Here is a 22,239-nt window from a genome sequence, read left to right on the forward strand (position 1 = left end):
ATTTTTAGCCCCATTTTTTATGCCGTCAAAATTAGAAGTAAGAACAGTGAACGTAACCCGTTACGTGACGCCGCTGCGCGAAGGCGGTTCACTGCCTGCCATTGCCGAAGCAGACGATGGTTTTATGTATGTGCTGAAGTTCCGCGGGGCAGGGCAGGGGATCAAAGCGCTGATCGCCGAACTGATCGGCGGTGAAATAGCCCGTGCTTTGGGAATAAAAGTTCCTGAAATTGTTTTCGCGTTATTGGATACTGCCTTTGGGCGTACGGAACCTGATGAAGAGATTCAGGATCTGCTGAAAGCAAGTGTTGGCATGAACCTGGCGCTGCATTATTTGTCAGGCGCCATTACCTTCGACCCGGCAGTGACCACCCTCGATGCCCGCCTGGCCTCCCAAATTGTATGGCTCGACAGTTTACTGATGAATGTAGACCGCACGCCCCGGAATACCAATATGCTTATCTGGCATAAAGAATTATGGCTGATCGATCATGGCGCTACCTTATACTTTCACCATAACTGGCAAAACTGGAAAGAACAGGCGCAAAAACCTTTTGCACAGATAAAAGACCATGTATTGTTGCCACAGGCCTCCCAGCTGGAAGAAGTGGACGCAGCATTTCGACCGGTACTTACGGAAGAACGTATCCGCGCTATTGTTGATCTGTTGCCCGACGAATGGCTGTCGACCGACCTGGAAGAAGCATCCGTTGCGGAACGCCGCCAGGTATACGCCGATTTTTTAATTACCCGAATTGCATCGTCACCCATTTTTGTTAAAGAAGCCCAACATGCACGAAAAATACTTATTTGAGTACGCTGTCATTCGTATGGTGCCTAAGGTGGAACGCGAAGAATTCTGCAATGTGGGCATTATCCTGTATTGTAAAGAGCTGAAATTTTTGCAAACCCTGTACACCATAAACGAGAACCGGGTGCGGGCATTGGATGAAAAAGCGGATATCCCTGAAATTCAGTCCTACCTGCAGGCATTCGACCGCATTTGTAAGGGCGACAAAAACGGCGGTCCCATAGCCCTGCTCGATATGCCTTCCCGTTTCCGGTGGCTGACCGCACAACGGAGCACCATTTTACAAACTTCGCGTGTGCATCCGGGCTTTTGCAGCGATCCCCTGACCGCATTGACACGATTACATGAACAATTAGTATTGTAGTGAAATTAGAAACACCCGGGTTGTGCCCGCATTGTAACTGAGGTATGCGATTTGTAGCTTCATGCACAATCCTTATTGTATATTTTCGTTCTTTATATTACATTTTTTAATAAAAATTCCAATATCCTTCATGGCATAGAGTTTGTACTTTTTGACAATATAAAATCTGTGCTGTTAAAAACCATTTGAGCATGAATTTCTGGTGTCCGTCATATGAACATTCTACCACATTCAGTGTTTTTATCCATGTCCGTAACCGCTGGTTTTCCCGGCGGCGCTCATCCACAATAACGTGATAATTATCAATTTGAAATCATTTATGAAATGGGGGTTCTTTAACATTTCTTTCTTTACCTTTGCGACGCTTTTAAATCAGACGTATTTACCCTCACCAACAATAAAGGCTCTCCTGGTAGCAGCATTTTATTTAGTAGTTAAAGTCGATACAAAAATTAATTTTTGGCATTATTATGCATAAAGTAACCTTTAATAATAAAAACAAGACCTTTTTCAATACATTAAAATCTTCTGTTGACCAGTATTTCGCTTCTCAGCAATTGAAAAAAACCGGTAACTGGAAATTATATTCCAAAACGGTCATACTGGCGCCTGCGGCCATCCTCATTTATGCATTGCTGCTTTTTTTACCTATGCCTGCCGCTTTGGCAATAGTGCTTTGCTGTTTATTGGGATTTGTGTTGGCCAGCATCGGATTTAATGTAATGCATGATGCGTGTCATGGCAGCTATTCGAGCAAAAGCTGGGTAAACAACCTGATGGCCCTCAGTTCAAACCTGCTGGGTGGTAATACCTACATCTGGAAATTCAAGCATAATATCGTTCACCATACCTACACCAATATCGACGGGGTTGATGATGATATTGCCCTGAGCCCCCTGATGCGGCAATGTTCTACCCAAAAATGGCTTCCGCCACACCGGTACCAGCATATATATGGTTTCCTGTTATACGCTTTTACGTCGCTGGCCTGGTTCTTTGTGATGGATTTCACTAAATATTTCAACCAGAAAGTGCATAATACGCCCATGACAAAAATGGACTTTAAGGAGCATGTCATCTTCTGGTTAAGTAAAGCCTTATACGCAGCCTTTTTCATAGTATTTCCTATCCTGTGGCTGGGTTGGATGCCGTGGTTATTCGGTTTTATTGCCCTGAATCTGACACTGGGTATAACACTGGCCGTGGTTTTCCAGTTAGCGCATGTGGTAGAACATACCGAATTTGTGCATTATGATCACCAGGAGGATATGACCATCGAAAATGAGTGGGCCATCCACCAGGTTAAGACCACCGCAAATTTTGCTCCGCGCAATAAATTTATTTCCTGGTTTGTGGGCGGATTGAATTATCAGGTAGAACATCACCTGTTCCCCCGGATCAGTCACGTGCATTATCCGGCCATCAACCGGATCGTAAAGCAAACCTGCCGCCAGTTCAATATCACGTACAACGAATTTCCCACGATGCAGCAGGCAATAGCCTCGCATTACCGGATGATCCGCGAACTGGGCAGGAAGCCGGCTTAACAGCTGAAAACACGCTACACGTTCCAGGACTTCAAAGATATCTCTGACAACCTGTGATCCCCGGCCCCGGGGTTACAGGTTGTTTCATTTTAGTTCTACCCAAAGCCGGTGCAACAACCACTCTATTCCAACATTAGCAGGGTTTAGCTAAATACGGTTAAGTGATATATATCAGTAGAATCTCCATTGAATATATTCTGTAAATAACCGTACTTTGTTACTGTAAATGATTGCCGGGGTACATGCACCTGCAATAAATTCATATCCATTCCTAAAGCACTACACGCCTGATTTACTCCAATACTCCACACTTTTCACCCGAAAGAGTCCGCTTACCCGTTACAGGTCTGCTTTAATTTGCCAGGATACTCATTGAAAAAGGATTCCCAGCCCTAGACTAATGCATTCCTTTATAACATTTAAAACTGCTGGTTATGAAAAAACGACTACTCTTCGGAAAGTGCTGTTTTTTTTCAACATTTATTTTGCTTACAAACGTTGGTGTTGCCCAATTAACGCAGGAATGGGCAGCGCGTTTCAACGGTTCAGGCAACAGTACAGACGGGGCAAGGTCTCTTGCCATAGACAAACATGGAAATGTATACGTAACGGGAACAGCTACCGGCACCGGAACAGGTCTGGATTATAGAACCATAAAGTACAATGCCGCCGGCGTGCTTCAATGGAAAGCTTTGTGGAATGGTGCTGCGAACGGTGACGACGAAGCCTTTTCAATTGCCGTGGATGGCAATGGGAATGCTTATGTAACGGGAAGAAGTATAGGTAATGGAACCGGTTTTGATTTCGTTACCGTAAAATACAATTCAGCTGGCGTTAGACAATGGTCGGCGCGGTATAACGGCCCGGGCAATGGGTTCGATTGGGCCAAGGCAATAAGGGTGGATGAAGATTGTAACGTATATGTTACGGGCGGCAGCGTGGGTAATGATAACACTTCAGACTATGCTACCATTAAATATAATAAGAATGGACAAAAGCAGTGGGTGGCCAGGTATGACGGTCCAGGAAATAACGAAGAATCGAATGCTTTAGTCGTGGATAAGGATGGAAATGTGTATGTGACAGGCAGAAGCCCTGAAGGCCTGGATGTGGATGAGCAGGATATGGATTATACCACCATTAAATATAATAAAAAAGGACAGGAACTTTGGGTAAGAAGATATGATGGACCCTTCCGGGGAAATTTTTATGATGAAGCGCTGGATATAACGGTAGATAAATCGGGGAATGTATATGTAACCGGGCGCAGTGCCGGCAGTAATCTCGAAGACGCCAACGATTATGCTACTGTTAAGTACAATACCAACGGAACTGAGCTTTGGTCAGCCCGATACAACGGTCCCGGCAATTCTATTGACGATGCATTATCCCTTGCAGTTGACGCTTCACAAAATGTATATGTAACAGGTTACAGCGCGGCTGAGCCTATTGAAACGAATTATGACTATGCCACCATCCGATATGATGCCAATGGGCAGGAAGTTTGGGTAAGAAGGTATAATGGCCCTGCGAATGATCATGACCAGGCCATCGCCCTGGCCCTTGACAAAGATGGTAATGTATATGTAACCGGGCGAAGCACTGGTATTGGCACTGCATTTGACTTTGCAACCATTAAATACAGTGGGGCAGGTGATGAGCAATCGGTGGCCAGATATAATGGCCCCGCTAATGGTAACGATGGCCCCGGAGGGTTATTTATAGGCTTTTATTCTTCTCACCCTATTGCCGTTGACAAGAAAGGCAATGTGTATGTAACCGGATTGAGCACAGGTGTTGGCACCGGTTTCGATATTACAACTATCAAATATTCACAACCATGTGAGCCCGATGCTGCTATTATCGCAGGCAGAATAGGCCAACCCGGCAATAATACAATACCAGCGGGCTTCCAGGTGGCAATTGCGCCCAATCCGGCTGCTATTACCACTAAAATATTTTACGAACTGCCGGTTGATGGGCGGGTTTCTATACAGGTATTTGACCTGTTGGGCAGGCAGATAACAACGCTGGTAGACGCTACCAAACCGGCGGGTTTCCATAACATAAACTTCAATGTAACTACACTCCAGAAAGGCATCTACGTTTACCGCATCACGGTAAGATCAGGTACGACAGCCTGGAGCCAAACCGGCAAAATAAGTGTGATCAAATAAATCAAGTTACTTTCCCGGGAGCTGGTCTAATATGCTAATGTGCTAACACTGTGAGGGCAGGCCTCCATTTGCACATTAGCATATTAGCTAATTGGTTCACATGTTCCTTATGAAAATGGCATATAACTACTGTTAACCATTACTAACTCTTAAAACTTCAGATTATGAGTAACATGTTGCTCATCTGGAAGCCATTATTGCTTGCCAGTCTCCATTTTATTTCAACTATTGGTTTTACTCAGGTTACCGAAAAATGGGTAAAGCGGCAGAACGGAGATGCCAATACCCATGACATAGCAAGGGACCTGGTAATAGACTGTAAAGGTAATATTATTGTAACGGGACTTATCGATGGCAATGAAAACCTTTCCAATACTAACTGGGCCACTATTAAATACAACGATGATGGTGATACAAAATGGGTAAAGAAATACAAGGGACCTGGAAATGGAGACGATGAAGCAACAGCCATAACAACAGATAACAACGGTAATATTTATGTGACAGGATGGAGTACCGGCATTGGTACTTCCAGCGACTTTACTACCATTAAATACGACGATGACGGCGATATAAAATGGGTAAGAAGATATAACGGGCCGGGGAATAGCAGTGATGAAGCATTCGCCATTGCCGTGGATGCAGATGGAAATGTTTATATAACCGGCAGAAGTACGGGCAGCGGGACCGCTGAAGATATTACCACCATCAAATACGATGAGGATGGTCATACGGAATGGATAAGAAGATATAACGGACCGGGTAATGAAAGGGATCAGCCTACCGCCATTGCCGTGGATAAGAAGGGCAACGTATATGTAACGGGATGGAGCGCCGGCATTGGAACCGGCAGTGATATTACCACTATTAAATACGACGATGATGGTGATTTGAAATGGGTAAGCCGGTATAACGGCCCTGTCAATGAATTCGACAGGGCAAATGACCTTGCCCTCGACGAAAACGGCAATGTGTATGTAACAGGGTCCATCACCACCCACGTGATTGAAGATTTTGGGATCATAAGTGACATTGCCACGATCAAATACAATACATTGGGTCAGCAGCAATGGCTTGCCGTATTTAGCCGCGAGGGTCACGACGAAGGAAATGCGCTGGCGGTGGATGCTGCAGGCAACGTGTACATAGGCGGAATTACCGGGTCTGCTCCCGGAAATCCTGACAATGACTATGTAACCATTAAATACAATACGGCAGGCGTGCAGCAGTGGGAGGCCTTTCTTGAAGGCACTGGCAATGATGAAAACAGCCTGGTCCATGACCTGTTGCTAGACAAAACGGGCAATGTGTATATTACCGGCGCCCTTTCAGTGCGAATTGTCGGCGTCAATTTTTTCATAAATGAAACAGACTATGCTACTGTCAAGTATAATTCAAATGGTGTGCAACAATGGGCAGCCACCTATGACGGCCCCGGAAACGCCAGTGATATAGCATTTGCCATGGGTCTCGACAACAATGGAAACATATATGTAACCGGAAGAAGCGCTATTGACAGGTTTGACTTTGCCACCATTAAATACGATGCCGATGGTGAGCAAGAATGGTTAAAAAGATATAACGGCCAGAACGTTCAGGTAAAAGGAGGCCCCGATTTCGCAACTGCCCTGGCACTAGACAAGCATGGTAATGTGCATGTAACAGGCGGTATCACCAGGCTTCATACCGGAATGGACTACACCACTTATAAGTATGATCCGGATGCAAACAGAATATGGAAAAAAACATACAACGGCCTGGGTGTTGGCCCCGACAAAGCCAGTGCCATAGCGGTTGATGCCAAAGGAAATGTGTATATAACGGGAACAAGCGATGGAGGCGGCACTCGTGACGACTATACTACCGTTAAGTATGACAAATACGGCGATACAAAGTGGGTAAGAAGATATAATGGCCCCGGTAATTCCAACGATCAGGCTACTGCCATTGCTGTTGATGAAAACGGCAATGTGTATGTAACGGGGTTGAGCTTTGGAAACTCACCGGATTATGCTACTATTAAGTATGACAATAGTGGAAATACGATATGGATAAAACGTTATAATGGTCCAGGCAATACATCCGATCAGGCCACAGCCATTGCTGTAGACATACAGGGCAATGTATATATAACAGGACACAGTCAGGGCAGTGGCAGTGAATCAGACTATGCCACCATTAAGTACGATGCCAATGGAAATGAACAATGGACGGCAAGATACAATGGCCCTGATAATTACCTTGATGAAGCTAATGCCCTGGCGCTGGATGCCAATGGCAATGTATACGTCACTGGTGGCAGTTGGGGTGGTGGCACGGAGGACTTTGCTACTATTAAGTACAATACAGCTGGCGTGCTGCAGTGGGTGGCCAGGTACGATGGTTCCACGAGCTCTGGTTTCGATAAGGCCAGGGATATAGCCGTAGATGTTTCCGGTAATGTATATGTAACAGGGCAGAGCCAGGGCGATTATACTACTATCAAGTACAATACTGCCGGCGTGCAGCAATGGCTGGCGGCGTATAACAATGGTTCAGAAGATATAGCCAATGCGCTGGCACTGGATGCCCGGGGAAATGTATATGTAACAGGAAGCAGCAGGTCAACCAACGGTTTTTTTGAAGACTATGCTACCATTAAATACAATGCAGCGGGCCTCGAACAATGGGTGGCCAGGTACGATGGTCCCGGACACACCGTAGATATTGCAACCGCTATTGCCGTGGATGATGACGGTCATGTATATGTAACAGGGCACAGCTCTGGTGATCAAACCTTTTTTGATGGATCGTCATCCGATTATGCCACCATTAAATATGAACAAACGCCCGGCAACGAAAGAATAAGCCAACCTGTAATAACGAATAGTGATTTGCCAGCCAGCTTCCAGGTTACCGTTGCACCTAATCCGGCTGCTGTTGCCACTAAAATATTTTATGAACTGCCATTTGAAGGCCGGGTGATTATACAGGTATTTGATCTTTTAGGCCGGCAGATTACGACATTGACGGATGCCACCAAACCAGCAGGCTTTCATAATGAAGAATTCAATGTAACCACACTACAGAAAGGCATTTATGTTTACCGCATTAAAGTAAAAACAGAAAAGACTGAGTGGTCGCAAACAGGAAAACTAAAAATTAACTAGCTACCGTTAACCATTATGATCCAGCAGGTGTACAACAATGGACCGGTATAACGGTCCGGCGAATCGCGGCGATACAGTAGAGACATAGCGGTGGTCTTACTGTCTTCATGAAAAAAGCATTACGGATTACCAGCGGTTCGTAATACTTTTTTATCATGCTGCCCATTTCAGCCGGGCACCTACTTTCGCCAATTGTATAAGGCTACGAAAGAGTGATATTGAAAGTCGTCAAACAGAATGTGATAATTTGATAGTTGGCTGCGGGGCCCGCAGCTTTTTTCTCTAATTCCATTTTTAGGGAAAATTTTCCCCACCTTGTGTTAAAAACTTTAACGGCAGAATTGAGTAACAAGGAGTACTTTACATTTAAAGGATTTTTATATGAAGTACTTCGCAGGCTGCCTGGTGGTCTTGTTCGGACATTTAAACCTGTACTCGCAACACTATATACCAGTTGACAGCTCTTCGGAAATTTCTTTCAAAATAAAAAACCTTGGCTTCAATACAACCGGCTCCTTTAGCGGTCTGGCGGGCACTATAACCTTTCTGCCCGATAGTTTGGCTGGCTGTAGTTTTGATGTAACTATAGATGCCAGTACGGTAAATACCGGGGTTGACAAACGCGATGACCACCTTCGCTGGGCCGATTTCTTTGATGTCAAAAACTACCCGCAGATCAGGTTCGTATCTGAAAAAATAAATACCAGTAAAAAGAACGGAACATTATTTGTTTCCGGTAAGCTGACCATAAAAGGAATAACAAAAGATCTTGCATTTCCTTTTACAGCGCAGCCCATTGAGAACGGATTCCTGTTTGCGGGGGAATTCAGGATGAAACGGCGGGATTTTAATGTGGGCGCAGGAAATACAATCAGTGATCGTCTAACGGTTCAGTTAAAAGTGGTCGCCAGGAAAGCAGCGTTAACAACAGACATACAGTAAAATTCAGGAACGGAAATTCTTAATTGAAAAATAATATTATTTTTAGGAACAAAACCGACCAATGCAATTACAACAAGCTGTAAATACAATTTTTGTACAGTTATCTGACTCGCTCAGCCAGTTGTCGCAAGAGCAGTACAGCCAGTCGTGTAAAACACTTTTCAATAATACGATTGGTCAGCATGTGCGACATATTATCGAGCTGTTTCAGTGCCTTGAGAATGGATATGACACAGGGATCGTTAATTATGAAAGACGCAAGCGCGACACGATGATTGAAACGGATAAGGAGCTGGCGGGTCGCTTGTTGCTGGAAGTTCATCGGGGATTGGGCAAACCGAATAAAACGCTCACGCTGGAAGCCTGTTACGACGAACATGTTACCGATTCCATTGCCATTGAAACGAATTATTTCCGCGAGGTAGCTTATAACCTCGAGCACACGATCCACCACATGGCTTTAATACGGGTAGGCATTACTGAAATTTCGAACATTCAATTACCAGATGATTTTGGGGTAGCCTCGTCTACCGTTAAGTATCGTAAACAATGTGCACAGTAACCTTTATTCCTGTAAGGGATAAGCTATATATTACATCCAACCGGGATGAAAAGCATTGGCGTTCCAATGCATTACCACCCACCATATATCCCGGCCAGTCGGGCAACCTGTTATTCCCGAAAGACGGAGATGCCGGTGGTACCTGGATCGCTGCCCATGAGAACGGTCATGCGATCGTTTTTTTGAACGGGGGATTTATTCGTCATACGCCGCAACCACCTTACCGCAAAAGCCGGGGGCTCATCCTGCTTGACCTGCTGGATGCATCCGATCCGGTTGAGCGTTTCAGAGAGATCTCGCTTGAAAGGATAGAACCGTTCACCGCTGTTGTATGGGCGGGACAACTGTTTGAATGCCGTTGGGATGGTGAAAAGAAACATATGACCCAGTTGCCGGCTACTGCGCCGCACATCTGGTCATCGGCGACCCTGTACGATGAGGAAGTGGTCAGGAAAAGAAAAAGCTGGTTCAATAAATGGCTGCAACAATCCCGCCCTGCGGGAGCGCCTACGCCCGACGATATTCTGCACTTTCACCAGTTCACCGGAGATGGCGACACCCACAACGACTTGCGCATGAACCGGAACGGACAGGTATTCACTGTTAGCGTTACCTTATTGGCGCTCACCGATGATACCATCCGGATGCAATACCTCGATCTCAAGAACAACAATGCTTTCACCCAACAATTAATAGTTGAAAAACCAATGGCAGGCCGATAATGAACAGCATACAACGCATCCTGCACCGACCGTTTTTTATTAAATTACTGAACTGGGAATACTGGAGTTTTACAAGTGTATATCTGCTGATCTACCCGGTATGGATCTTACTGTGCCTCCGTGCCCGGTCTTTCTTTTTCTTTGCCGCTTCCAATCCAACCATTAAAAATGGCGGCTTTTTATGCGAAAGCAAAAAAGACATTATCAGTATTATCCCACCGCAATACCATCCACTCACCGCTTTTTTTTCCATCCCGGCCAATGGTGATATCGTGTTACGCGACCTGCGAAGGGCAGGCCTGCAGTTTCCGCTCATCGGCAAGCCCAATATGGGCGGCCGCGGCCGCGGCGTAAAAGTATTACGCGATGAGCAGGATGTACGCAACTATGCACGTACAGCATACCTCGATTTTCACATCCAGGAATTTGTTCCCTGGAAGAATGAAGCCGGCATTTTTTATGTGCGGTATCCGGGCGAAGAAAAAGGCAGGATCACCGGTATTGTAGGTAAGGAATTCCTGTCGGTGACCGGCGACGGCAAACACACAATACTTCAATTGTTGCAACAGAATAAACGGGCATTGATGTATTTGCGCAGCCTGCAAAAGATCCATGGCGAACGGATGAACCTGGTATTACCTGCGGGTGAAAAAATGATCGTGTCGCCCTTCGGCAATCACGCCCGCGGCTCTAAATTCATCGACGAAAGCCACCTGGCCGATGAAGCCCTGAACAATGTCATAGATTCCATTTGTAAACAAATACCTGAATTTTATTTTGGCCGCCTCGACATCCGTTACGATACCTGGGAGGCCATGAAGCAGGGCAGGAATTTTTCTATCATCGAAGTGAACGGCGCAGGAGCAGAACCAACCCATATTTATGATCCCGGGCACTCCATATTCTTTGCCTGGAAAGAGATCATCCGGCACTGGATCATGCTCAACCGCATCAGTCGCATGAACCATAAAAAAGGACATCGGTACCTTAGCTGGCGTGAAGGCATTGCCATGTTCAGGGAAGACAGGGAGTGGTCACGGAAACTGGCGGCTATGACGGAATGAAAACCAATTGGCTAATTTGATAATATGCTAATGTGCTAATGAAATACAGGCTGGCATCGAAAAACCAAAAAGCCAATTAGCTAATTTGAAAATATGCTAATGTGCTAATGAAATACAGGCTAAGTGAGTGTTACGGTAAGTATGGAAAATATAGTACTGCGCAACAATGAAGCATTATCAAATTATCGAATTATCACATCATCACATTAGCATTAGCCAATCAGCACATTAGCACATTAGCATATTAGTATTAGCACATTAGCACATTGAACGATGTACCTAAGAATCTTCATAACCGGCATGTGTATCAGCTTCCTCGGTACCTTACCCCTGGGAACGCTGAATATAGCGGCCATGCAGATCTCCGTCAGTGATGGACTTCGTCCGGCCCTGTACTTTTCATTGGGCACTTTGCTGGTAGAGATCATATATGTACGCATTTCGCTGGTGGCTATGGACTGGGTGCAAAAACACAAGACGCTGTTCCGCTGGCTCGAATGGATTACGGTACTGATCATTGCAGCCCTTGCGGTATCGAATTTCATTGCGGCAGCGAGCCCGCAGACACAGAAGAACGTCATTCTTTCCCATACCATTCACCGGTTCTGGTTAGGCGTGGCCATGAGCGCCATAAATCCGGCGCAGATCCCTTTCTGGTTTGGCTGGAGCACGGCACTTTTCACTAAAAAGGTATTGCATCCGCGCAATGACCATTATAACGTTTATATAGCCGGTATTGGCCTGGGTACCTTCCTGGGTAATGCGGTGTTTATTTTTGGCGGACAATTCATCGTAAACGGCTTAAATGCGAACCAGAGCGTCATCAGCTGGATCATCGGGGCCGTTTTTGCCTGCACCGCCGTCATCATGGCCTGGCGCATCATCAAAAAGAAAAACGCGGTTTAAAAGACCAACTTGATTTCTGATTTCGGGACTTTGGGATTTCCTGATTTCGGGATTTTGAGATTTTGGGATTTTGAGATTTTGGGATTTTGAGATTTATTGGAATATTCAAACAGGAGGAAATCTCGAAATCTCGCAATCTCGAAATCAGAAATCAGAAATCAGCAATTGCATTTCAGTGCCGTTCAGCTCGTTATATAAGGAAAACAATTTCCACCAGGGATCATACTAAAAAAAAATGTAATTCGTTTTAAACGTGGTACCCGGTTACCAGTCTGAGCCGGATCATAAACCAAAACCCCATGCAAAAGACACCATCCATTTTTCTGGGCATTATGGCCTGTTTCATCATTACACTATCATTTACAGCCTGTAAAAAAGATTCCAAACCGTCAACAGATAGCGATACCACCGCAGCACAGGACAATGCTATGGCAGAATCGGCTTATACCGATGCCAATACAATGGTGGATGCATCCGTAACCTATGGCGCCAACTTTTCCTTCAGGGTAGCCACGAATGAACCAGCTGCCCGGATAGAAGAAGTCTTAGGGAACTGCGTAACGGTAACCATCGATACCGTGAACGCCACCCGCTCGGTAGTCATTAATTTCGGCACCACCAACTGCCTCTGTGTTGATGGCAGAAAACGCCGCGGCCGCATCCTGGCCAACTGGACGGGCAGGTACCGCGAGGCAGGAACTGTAGTGAATATAACGTATGACAATTACTTTGTAAACGATAACCAGATCAAAGGAACCCATAAGACCACCAACATGGGCGCCAACAATGCCGGTAACCTGGTATACAAGATCGAGGTGAACGGTACGATCGTGAAAGCCAATAACGGAGGAGAAATTACCTGGGAGTCTACCCGCCAACGCGAATGGGTGGCCGGCATTAACACCCCGCTGAACATTTTGGATGATATTTATTCCATTACCGGTTCTGCTACCGGTACAGTGGCTTCGGGCCATGCCTATACCATTAACATCACCCAGGCACTGGTTCGTAAAATGACCTGTAACTGGTTTGAAAGCGGTAAAATTGAGCTAACGCCTGAAGGGCTGGCAACCCGCACCCTTGATTACGGTAGTTCCGGCTGCGATGCCAATGCTACCGTTACAATAGGAGGAGCAACGTTTAATGTAGTGTTACCCTAATAATATGATAATGTGATAATTGGATAATGTGATAATGGAAAACAAAAACGCAATTGCTAATGTGTAATCTGTTAATGAAAACAAATACATTGTGTGCTATTAGCTATGAAAATTCGGATCAGCCTGTGGCTGTACAATCAAATTATCAAATTATCGAATTATCACATTAATTCGGAAACCCATTTATCCCTGTCATCAGGACTGAACTTCCACGGCGCGAAATTATTCTCCACATTGCTGAACATGACGTTCCATTCCTGGGGTGCATTACTTTCTTCCATGATCAGCGACCGGCGCAGCTCGAGAATGATCTCCAGCGGACTTATATTCACCGGGCATTCCTGTACACAACCGTTACAGGTAGTGCAGGCGCGTAGCTCTTCAACGGTGATATAATCATGCAGCAGGGTTTTACCATCATCTTTAAACTCCCCGTTTTGATCGATGTTCTTGCCCATGTCTTCCATGCGGTCGCGGGTGGCCATCATGATCCTGCGCGGTGATAACTTTTTACCCGTTATTGTAGCCGGACAGGCCGCACTGCAGCGACCGCATTCCGTACAGGAATATGCATCGAGCAAATTCCGCCACGTAAGGTCGGTTACTTCTTTGGCGCCGAATGTAGCAGGTGGTGTGGCATTGGCCGGCGCCATCTCCGGCTGCATCGCATACAGCACTTCATTCTGAATGGCAGGCATATTATTCATCTTGCCCATAGGCTGCAGGCGGGAATAGTAAGCATTGGGGAACGCCAGTATAATATGCAGGTGTTTCGAGTAGGGGAGGTAGTTCAAAAAAGCATAAATGCCCAGGATATGCAGCCACCAGCAGGTTCTTTCAACAGCCACCAGGGCGCTATTGCTTAAACCGTTCAGTAAAGGATGCAGGAGGGAAGAGAAGGCAAAATTACCGGTAGGGTTTTCGCCGTAATGTCCATACCCGCGTTGTTGCAACAGGGTATCGGAGGCATTCATGGTCAAAAAAAGCGTCATCAGTACGATCTCGGTAATGAGAATATAATTGGCATCGCTGCGGGGCCAACCGTTCAGATCGGGACTGGCCAGGCGTTTTACCTTTACTACATTTCTTCTTATAAGGAAAATGACACAGGCCAGTAAAACGGTGATGGCGAGAAATTCAAAAGAGTTGATGAGGAAGGAATAAAAGCCGCCACCGATCTGTGAAAAAATACGATGGGTGCCCAATAATCCATCTATTATGATCTCCAGTACTTCAATATTGATAATGATGAAGCCGGCATAAATAAAAAAGTGCATCACCGCTACCAGGGGATTGCGGAACATCTTTTTTTGTCCGAACGCGATCAGCAATACATTCTTCCACCGTTCACCCGGCCGGTCAGAAAAGTCGGCGTCTTTTCCTAACAGGATATTCCGGCGGATAGCCATTATCTTTTTTGTAAACAACCAGATGGCTATGGCCGAAACAATGATAAAAAGGATCTGTGGTATGTATGACATAGCACTAAGATAACGCTAATTAGCTAATTTGCTAATTTGCTGATGTGCTAATGAAATACAGGCTCAAGGCTGAAGGCTCAAGGCTGAAGGCTCAAGGCTGAAGGCGTAAGGAAAAACGCACAGCATTCGGCAACCGGTAACCGGCAACCGGTAACTGGTAACCGGTAACCGGCAACTGGTAACCGGTAACCGGCAACTGGCAACCGGTAACCGGTAACTGGTAACTGATAACCGGCAACCAGCCTCGGAAATTACATTTGAATATAGTGATCGGGAACGCGGGCTGGTGGTATTTTTTCGAGCCCAAGCATTTCCTTCAGATCTATTTCGATCGTACGGCTGATGGTACTGATGGGCACATCGTTGGCCGCGCCTTCAAAGGGGTTTTCAGTGCTCTCACCAATATCTTCCAGGGTTAAGAAGATCCAGCTTACAATGATGCTGAAAGGAATGTTCAACCAGATAAAATGGGGGCCCAGCTTCGAGAACTCGTTGAGCATACCAAGCGGTATCAATACGGTCAAAATGCTAAAAAAGAAACGGCTGAGGGTGGAGTACTGGCGGGGGTAGGGAAAATTCTTGATGCGCTCACTGCCGCCCTGGTGATCGTAAAAGTCCTTGAGCTGTTGTTGCAATTCCAGGTATTTCAATTCGGTGATCCGGCCCTGTTCATGCAGTTGGCGAAGGTCGGCCGATTGCAGGGTGAGTATATGGGTGGCAATATTCTTTCTGTTTTTTACCGATTGCCATTCGTCTTCGGTCAAAAACTCTTTAATATCTTCTGCCAGGGTCGACTTCCATTCGGGCACCGAATAAAATTTAGCATATTCAATGTACTGTGGACAGATCCGCGCATTTTCCCATTGTCTTTTTTCCCTGAGCTGATGGCGCAAAGCGGTGATCCAGGCCAAATGGCGGAACAGGATCCGCTGGTGGATCTCTTTCAGCAGATGTTCCTGCGGATGACGGATAAAATCAAGGGTCATGATGCCAAACGTACGGCTTGAGTTCACGATCCTGCCCCAGATCTGACGGGCTTCCCAGGAGCGGCCATAAGTAGCATTATTGCGAAAGCCTGCGATCAACGCCGATGCTGTACCTATCAGTAAGATCGGCGGCCAGGGAATGAGGATCCATTTTGTACCGGTAATTGCAAATACAACCGTAGGCACAACGGCCAACACAATAAGTACATAAATCTTCCTCCGTGTCCAGTATATAAATTCCTGAAGGGTATAATTTCTACCAGAATGCATAACAAGCAGTTTTAGCGTGGTTAATGAATGTGCATGGCAAGCAGGGTGATCCCGATCGTGTGCGACAAATTTGCACTAAAAATTGATCAGGGAGAAAATTTTCATTTAGATTTGACCCAAAATTCATGGCGCGTAATTATATACTTGATAAGGAAGCAGTAGCCCGGAAATTACAACGAATGGCTTATGAGATCATAGAAAATAACCTGGATGAACAGCAGATCATCCTTGCCGGGATCCGGGATAACGGAAGCGCCATTGCCCGCACGATCGAAAAGCTGTTACGCTCCATAAACAGCAATATCGCCATCTGGAATATCGATATTTCCCTCGACAAAAAATCGCCGCATGATATCAGGTTGAGCGGTGAAACCGATTTTACCGACAAAGTGATCATCGTAATTGACGATGTGGCCAACAGCGGCAGAACGATGCTGTATGCCATAAAACCATTTCTGGCCTACCTGCCTAAAAAGATCCAGACGCTGGCACTGGTTGAACGCACGCATAAGGCCTATCCTGTAAATACCGATTATGTTGGTTTATCGGTAGCAACCACTTTACAGGAACATATTTTCGTAGAAGTGGAAGGCGATGTTATTACGGGAGCCTATATGGAATAGGGAGAATAGAATTTCTATCATACTTTGGAAGGCACGGTTTATGCATTAGAGGAACCGTCAAACCATAAAATTCTATAACTTCAACCTTCAACACTAACAACAAATTGAGCACTATGGATGATGCAATTAAGCAGCGTGTACAAGTTTGGAAAGACGGAAATTACGATGATGCCGCCAAACAGGAAATAGCCAGGCTCGAACAGGAAAACCCCGCCGAGCTGGCCGATGCTTTTTACCGCAACCTGGAATTTGGCACCGGTGGTTTACGCGGAATTATGGGCATAGGCACCAACCGCATTAATAAATATACGGTGGGCATGGCCACCCAGGGTTTTGCCAATTACCTGTTGCAAACCTACCCCGGAGGCGTTGTTCGCATTGCGATTGCGCATGATAGCCGCAACAACAGCCGCCAGTTTGCCGAGATCACGGCAAATGTTATGGCAGCCAACGGTATTAAAGTTTTCCTGTTTGAAGCATTGCGTCCTACACCCGAACTGAGCTATGCCATCCGGCACCTGGGCTGCCAGGGTGGTGTGGTTTGTACCGCTTCGCATAATCCGAAAGAATATAACGGCTATAAAGCATACTGGAATGATGGCGGGCAATTGGTGCCGCCACACGACAAAAACGTCATAAAGGAAGTTGAAAAGATCGGTTCTGTAGATGAAGTGAAGTGGAATGGGGGCGAAGCCAACATTACGATCATCGGGAAAGAAATGGACAATGCGTATATCGACATGGTAAAAAGCCTGAGCGTGTATCCCGAAGTGATCACCCGCCAGCGCGACCTGAAGATCGTTTATACGCCAATACATGGAACCGGTATCATGCTGGTGCCTGAGGTGTTGCAACGTTTTGGTTTTGCCAATGTGTCTATTGTGGAAGAACAGGCTAAGCCCGATGGTAATTTCCCTACGGTGATCTATCCCAACCCCGAGGAAAGCGAGGCCATGAGCATTGGTTTGAAAAAAGCAAAGGAACTGGATGCCGATATTTTACTGGGCACTGATCCCGATGCCGACCGCGTAGGTATTGCCATTAAAGACAAACAGGGCAACTGGATGTTGATGAACGGCAACCAGACCGCCGTACTGGCCTTCAACTATATCATCGAAGCGCGCAAGGCCAAAGGCATAGCCCAAAAGAACGATTTTGTGTGCAAGACCATTGTTACAACGGATATGATCGACCGCATTGCAGCCGATAACAATGTGAAATGCTACAATGTACTCACCGGCTTCAAATGGATCGCCGAACTGATCAAGGAAAAAGAAGCCAGCGAAAATTATATCGTGGGCGGTGAAGAAAGTTACGGTTTAATGATCGGCAGCCAGCTGCGCGATAAAGATGCGGTTTCTGCCGTAGCGCTTCTGTGCGAAATGGCAGCCTACGAAAAAGACAAGGGCAGGACCCTGTACGAAAAACTGATCGACCTGTATGTGCAATACGGTTATTATAAAGAGCATTTGATCTCCATCACTAAAAAAGGCATGAACGGTCAAAAAGAGATCGCCGACATGATGGATGGCTATCGCAACAATCCGCCTGTGACCATTAACGGTTCACCGGTCGTTCAATTGCTCGATTATGAACTGCGCAAGGGCAAGAACCTGCAAACCGGGGAGGAGTGGGATATCACCCTGCCAGTTTCCAATGTGCTGCAATTCATTCTGGCCGATGGCAGCAAGATCTCAGCCCGCCCCAGCGGTACCGAGCCCAAGATCAAATTCTACTTCAGCGTAAATACGACCATAAAAAGCGCTGCCGAATTCGATTCTATCCAGGTTCATGGTGAGTTGGATAAGCGTATCCAGGGAATTATTCAGGATTTGGGCTTGAAGTAATGAAGTCCGAAGTCGGAAATACGAAGTCGGAAGTCAGAAATACAAAATAAAAAAGGAACAAAGTTGACTTATATCTCCTTTGTTCCTTTTCTTATTTAAGTAATTTTTCAGCCCCCGGATTTCTGACGTCATACTTCAGACCTCCGACCTCAGACTTCGGACTATTTCTTGGCGCCGGCGTCTTTGGCGGGTGGCGTAATGCCGAGTTTCTTATAAACCAGTGGTAAAATATCATCTGCAGCGGGGAAAGAGATCAGCTGTTCTTTGGGCAGAATATAAGCATACCCGTTCTCTTTAGCCACAGCCTGGGAGGTGGTAACCGCTTTTTCCTGGATCGGGGCCAGCAGTTCCTGCTCGTGCTGGTTCATCATTTGCTGCGCCTCCTGGTTAACGAAATTGGTCCATTTCAAATACAGTTCATTCAGCTCCTTCCGTTTAACTTCTTTTACGGCAGCCGTCATTTTTATGGAGTCAGCTACAAAGCTTTTTTGTTTGTCAACAAATGCCTGTTGGTAATCAGTACCCTGTTGAACCAGCGCTTTTTGATATTCCTGCATATCCGTTTGGGCCTTTTTGTATTCAGGCATCGCACTGATCAACTCCTGCAGGCTGATATAACCTATTTTGTTTTGTGCATTTCCCTGGAATGCATTGGCCAGCAGACCAATAGTAAAAATTAACACTATCGCTACAAATTGCCTTTTCATATTGGTGGGTTTAAGTTATAGAGTCGCAAAAATAGGCGAATCGCTGCTTTCCTAAAAAAATCCAGCGATTTTATTTAGTCTCTTTATGACAACACTTTTTCGCTGATCTTGCCCGTTTGTTTGTTTTTCAGGATCACTTTTTTAGCGCCGTAATGGGTCACTTCTTCCTTTACCAGGTAGTGATCAGCGTCGTACTCGGTAAGGTGACTGTCCTTGGTAATCCCGGTCTTGCCGCGCCAGATGTCGAGCTGAACAGGCTCCCACACCTTGCTTTTGGCCGAGCGGTAGGCAGCATCGAGGATACAGTTCACCACATAACCGTCATAAAAGGTTTCTTTGGGTTCCCGGTTAGCTTCCAGGGCATTGAACATATCCATGAACATATGGTTATAACCCAGTTCATTCAGTTCATCACCTACCGGAAATAACCAACCGGTATTGCTTTCGGCCTTTTCCGCCACGTAGTCGGCGCCTTTACCGCTGGTAAACATATCGAAGCCGGTGCGCAGAAAGCTGTTGATCCAGATGGTGCCTTCCGAGCCCATTACTTCATCACGCAGGTCGAGCCCGCCGCGGAAGGTCCAGCTTACTTCAAACTGGCCAATGGCCCCGTTCTCGTATTTTACCAGTCCAATAGCGTGGTCCTCGGCGTCGATGGGTTTTACCTGGGTATCGGCCCAGCACATCACTTCTACCGGTTTTATATCTTTCCCTATATAGCTGCGGGTTATTTCCACGCAATGGCAGCCGAGGTCAAGGATACAACCGCCCCCGGCCTGCTCCATATCCCAGAACCAGTCGCTGTGGGGGCCAGGATGGGTTTCTCTTGATTTTGCCCATAAGATACGGCCCAGGGCTCCGTTCTTTACACTTTCACTAGCCTTGATGAATTTTGGCGTATATACAAGGTCTTCAAGGTAACCATTGAAAATACCTGCCTGTTCAACGGCCTGCAGCATACGCTTTGCTTCTTCACCGTTGCGGCCCAGCGGCTTGGTCGTCATCACCGCTTTGCGGTGTTGGCAACAGAGCATCACCGCGGCCTCGTGCAGGTTATTGGGCAGGGAGATACAAACAATATCTACGTCGGGATGCGCAATGGCCTCCTCCATATTGGTGGTATAATGCGAAACGTTGTAATCTTCTGCAAACTTCCTGGCGCTTTCTGTGCGGCGGGAATAGATACTTACGATCTTGTCACGGCTTCTGTACCCTTGCAGGGAGTCGGCATAAAACCTGCCGATAAAGCCGGAACCTAGCATTGCAATGCGAGCCATAATAATAGTTTATAGTTTATTGTTTATGGTTTGTGGTTGTCCTATGTTCAGCCTCAAAAGCAAATTCATCACTCCGCATGGAAAACACCGGAATCTTAGTTTCAAAAGCAAATTCATCATTCCGCATCGAAAGCACCGGAATCCTGGTCTCAAAAGCAAATTCATCATTCCCCCAAAAGCACCGGAATCTTGGTCTCAAAAGCAAATTCATCATTCCCCCAAAAGCACCGGAATCCTGGTCTCAAAAGCAAATTCATCATTCCACAAAAGCACCGGAATCTTAGTTTATGGTTTATCGTTGTCCTCAGTTCAGCCTGGAAAACAATTTTAAACATTCCACATAACAAACGCCGACATGCTTGTAACCTCGTTGCCTTTATGCCTTTATGCCTTTTTGCCTTTCCTTAAATGTAATTATAAAGAACAGTAAAACTACTGCGGCAAACGCACAGGGTATCCACCAAAAGTTTTGCCATTGTTGTAATGTAAGCCCTTGCGATGTGCCCAGGAATTTATTATACACCGAACCTGCTATTGGCGCGCCTACCAGCATGCCCACACCATAGGTAACAAAAATAATGAGGCCCTGTGCCTGTGCACGGATCTGGGGCGTTGCTTTTTTGTCAACGTAGATCTGTCCGGTAACAAAGAAAAAGTCGTAACAAATACCATGCATAATAACACCGATAATGATCATCGAGGTTACCTGGTCGGGAGCAGCCAATGCAAACAGGGCATACCGTATGACCCAGGCCAGCATGCCCACTGCCAGCATTTTTTTAACACCCAGGCGAATGAAAAAGAAAGGTATCAGGGTCATGAATAAGGTTTCAGACACCTGCCCGAGTATTTGAGTAGAAGCGATCTTTTCGAACCCGGTGGCTGCAAGAAAATGCTGGGTAAAATTATAATATGCCGCCAGCGGTATACAAATAAGGAATGAACTAAACAGGAAAATAAAGAACGACGGACTGGCCAGTTGTTTAAACGCATCAACCCCAATAATACTGGCTGCAGAAACTTTTTTTCCCTTGGCCGGTGGTGGCGTATTAGGTAATGTGAAACTAAAAAGACCCAGCAACAGGCTGGCGCCGGCCGTCATATACAGTTGCATACCTGTTTCTTCGGGCTTCACATTGTCAGCTACAAATTTGTTCAGCACAAAACTGATTATCAAACCGGCAACAATCCAGCCTAAAGTGCCAAAAACCCGGATCAAAGGAAATTCCTTTTCCTGGTCGGTCATTTTGTGAAAACAAATGGTATTGGCCAGGCTCATGGTTGGCATATAACATAAATTATAGCCCAGCAGTAATAATATAAACAAGGTTGAATTACCGGTTGCAGAAGGAACAAGGAACATAAAAATAGCGCCTAAAATATGCAGTACGCCCAACACTTTTTGCGTGGCAAAAAAACGGTCGGCGATGAGGCCTACAAAAAAAGGCGCAACGATGGCGGCGACGGGATTTACCGTATATGGCCAGTGAGTGAGGTCAGCCATATCATGATTACTCATATAAACACCAATGGTCGTATACCATGATCCCCAGATAAAGAACTCCAGGAACATCATTACAGAAAGTTGAGCGCGCAAAGCAGCTTTCATATTTGCTATATTATTTTCAGGAATCGCTTGGATTT

The 22,239-nt window shown here is 45.9% G+C and carries 19 protein-coding genes; 13 read left to right on the forward strand and 6 right to left on the reverse strand.

From position 1 onward, the window contains the following. Positions 1–19 precede the first annotated feature (19 nt). The 11 genes from JUB15_RS11625 to JUB15_RS11675 all read left to right on the forward strand — a co-directional run bounded on the left by JUB15_RS11625 (position 20) and on the right by JUB15_RS11675 (position 13,404). Positions 20–814, forward strand: coding sequence for a HipA family kinase (locus tag JUB15_RS11625; protein ID WP_207512655.1), 795 nt, complete (start codon positions 20–22; stop codon positions 812–814). After that, the gene (locus tag JUB15_RS11630; RefSeq protein ID WP_207512656.1) at positions 792–1,175 is read left to right on the forward strand and encodes a DUF3037 domain-containing protein; all 384 of its coding nucleotides are present in this window, start codon (positions 792–794) and stop codon (positions 1,173–1,175) included. The genes JUB15_RS11625 and JUB15_RS11630 overlap by 23 nt, the downstream gene beginning before the upstream one ends. Positions 1,176–1,645: 470 nt before the next feature. Continuing rightward, positions 1,646–2,722: a fatty acid desaturase family protein gene (locus tag JUB15_RS11635; protein ID WP_207512657.1), complete on the forward strand. Its 1,077-nt coding sequence runs from the start codon at positions 1,646–1,648 to the stop codon at positions 2,720–2,722. Between the two features lie 434 nt (positions 2,723–3,156). Then, positions 3,157–4,899, forward strand: a complete 1,743-nt coding sequence (locus tag JUB15_RS11640; RefSeq protein WP_207512658.1) for an SBBP repeat-containing protein — start codon at positions 3,157–3,159, stop codon at positions 4,897–4,899. A gap of 164 nt (positions 4,900–5,063) precedes the next feature. Next, a complete protein-coding gene (locus JUB15_RS11645; protein ID WP_207512659.1) occupies positions 5,064–8,048 on the forward strand; it encodes an SBBP repeat-containing protein in 2,985 nt (994 codons plus the stop codon). A 381-nt stretch (positions 8,049–8,429) separates the two neighbouring features. Beyond that, positions 8,430–8,990 (forward strand): YceI family protein, encoded by a 561-nt coding sequence (locus JUB15_RS11650; RefSeq protein WP_207512660.1) that lies wholly within the window; start codon positions 8,430–8,432, stop codon positions 8,988–8,990. A 61-nt stretch (positions 8,991–9,051) separates the two neighbouring features. Continuing rightward, positions 9,052–9,552 (forward strand): hypothetical protein, encoded by a 501-nt coding sequence (locus JUB15_RS11655; RefSeq protein ID WP_207512661.1) that lies wholly within the window; start codon positions 9,052–9,054, stop codon positions 9,550–9,552. Continuing rightward, positions 9,540–10,274: an NRDE family protein gene (locus JUB15_RS11660; protein ID WP_207512662.1), complete on the forward strand. Its 735-nt coding sequence runs from the start codon at positions 9,540–9,542 to the stop codon at positions 10,272–10,274. The genes JUB15_RS11655 and JUB15_RS11660 overlap by 13 nt, the downstream gene beginning before the upstream one ends. Continuing rightward, the gene (locus tag JUB15_RS11665; protein ID WP_207512663.1) at positions 10,274–11,338 is read left to right on the forward strand and encodes an ATP-grasp domain-containing protein; all 1,065 of its coding nucleotides are present in this window, start codon (positions 10,274–10,276) and stop codon (positions 11,336–11,338) included. Before JUB15_RS11660 ends, JUB15_RS11665 begins: the two co-directional genes overlap by 1 nt. A 273-nt stretch (positions 11,339–11,611) precedes the next feature. Beyond that, positions 11,612–12,244, forward strand: a complete 633-nt coding sequence (locus tag JUB15_RS11670) for a LysE family translocator (RefSeq protein WP_207512664.1) — start codon at positions 11,612–11,614, stop codon at positions 12,242–12,244. 299 nt (positions 12,245–12,543) lie between these two features. Further along, positions 12,544–13,404: a hypothetical protein gene (locus tag JUB15_RS11675; protein WP_207512665.1), complete on the forward strand. Its 861-nt coding sequence runs from the start codon at positions 12,544–12,546 to the stop codon at positions 13,402–13,404. 161 nt (positions 13,405–13,565) lie between these two features. Here JUB15_RS11675 and JUB15_RS11680 read toward each other — a convergent pair whose 3' ends face one another. From JUB15_RS11680 to JUB15_RS11690, 3 genes are all read right to left on the reverse strand, one after another. Then, positions 13,566–14,885, reverse strand: coding sequence for a 4Fe-4S dicluster domain-containing protein (locus JUB15_RS11680; RefSeq protein ID WP_207512666.1), 1,320 nt, complete (start codon positions 14,883–14,885; stop codon positions 13,566–13,568). Positions 14,886–14,976: 91 nt separating this feature from the next. Beyond that, positions 14,977–15,123, reverse strand: a complete 147-nt coding sequence (locus JUB15_RS11685) for a hypothetical protein (protein WP_207512667.1) — start codon at positions 15,121–15,123, stop codon at positions 14,977–14,979. A gap of 13 nt (positions 15,124–15,136) precedes the next feature. After that, positions 15,137–16,141 carry a bestrophin family protein gene (locus JUB15_RS11690; protein ID WP_207512668.1) on the reverse strand — a complete coding sequence of 335 codons (1,005 nt, stop codon included), beginning with the start codon at positions 16,139–16,141 and terminating at the stop codon, positions 15,137–15,139. A 125-nt stretch (positions 16,142–16,266) separates the two neighbouring features. Here JUB15_RS11690 and JUB15_RS11695 point away from each other — a divergent pair, with 125 nt between their 5' ends. Both JUB15_RS11695 and JUB15_RS11700 read left to right on the forward strand, forming a co-directional pair. Next, on the forward strand, positions 16,267–16,764 hold the full coding sequence (locus tag JUB15_RS11695) for a phosphoribosyltransferase family protein (protein WP_207512669.1): 498 nt from the start codon (positions 16,267–16,269) through the stop codon (positions 16,762–16,764). 113 nt (positions 16,765–16,877) lie between these two features. Next, positions 16,878–18,611 (forward strand): phospho-sugar mutase, encoded by a 1,734-nt coding sequence (locus tag JUB15_RS11700; RefSeq protein ID WP_207512670.1) that lies wholly within the window; start codon positions 16,878–16,880, stop codon positions 18,609–18,611. 161 nt (positions 18,612–18,772) lie between these two features. On the opposite strand, the gene JUB15_RS11705 is transcribed toward JUB15_RS11700, so the two are convergent. The 3 genes from JUB15_RS11705 to JUB15_RS11715 all read right to left on the reverse strand — a co-directional run bounded on the left by JUB15_RS11705 (position 18,773) and on the right by JUB15_RS11715 (position 22,204). Continuing rightward, on the reverse strand, positions 18,773–19,318 hold the full coding sequence (locus tag JUB15_RS11705) for an OmpH/Skp family outer membrane protein (protein WP_207512671.1): 546 nt from the start codon (positions 19,316–19,318) through the stop codon (positions 18,773–18,775). An 83-nt stretch (positions 19,319–19,401) separates the two neighbouring features. After that, positions 19,402–20,595, reverse strand: a complete 1,194-nt coding sequence (locus JUB15_RS11710) for a Gfo/Idh/MocA family protein (RefSeq protein WP_207512672.1) — start codon at positions 20,593–20,595, stop codon at positions 19,402–19,404. Between the two features lie 376 nt (positions 20,596–20,971). Then, positions 20,972–22,204 carry an MFS transporter gene (locus JUB15_RS11715; protein ID WP_207512673.1) on the reverse strand — a complete coding sequence of 411 codons (1,233 nt, stop codon included), beginning with the start codon at positions 22,202–22,204 and terminating at the stop codon, positions 20,972–20,974. Between the last annotated feature and the right edge of the window lie 35 nt (positions 22,205–22,239).

It is taken from the genome of Longitalea luteola, assembly GCF_017356035.1.
Lineage (GTDB): Bacteria > Bacteroidota > Bacteroidia > Chitinophagales > Chitinophagaceae > Niastella > Niastella luteola.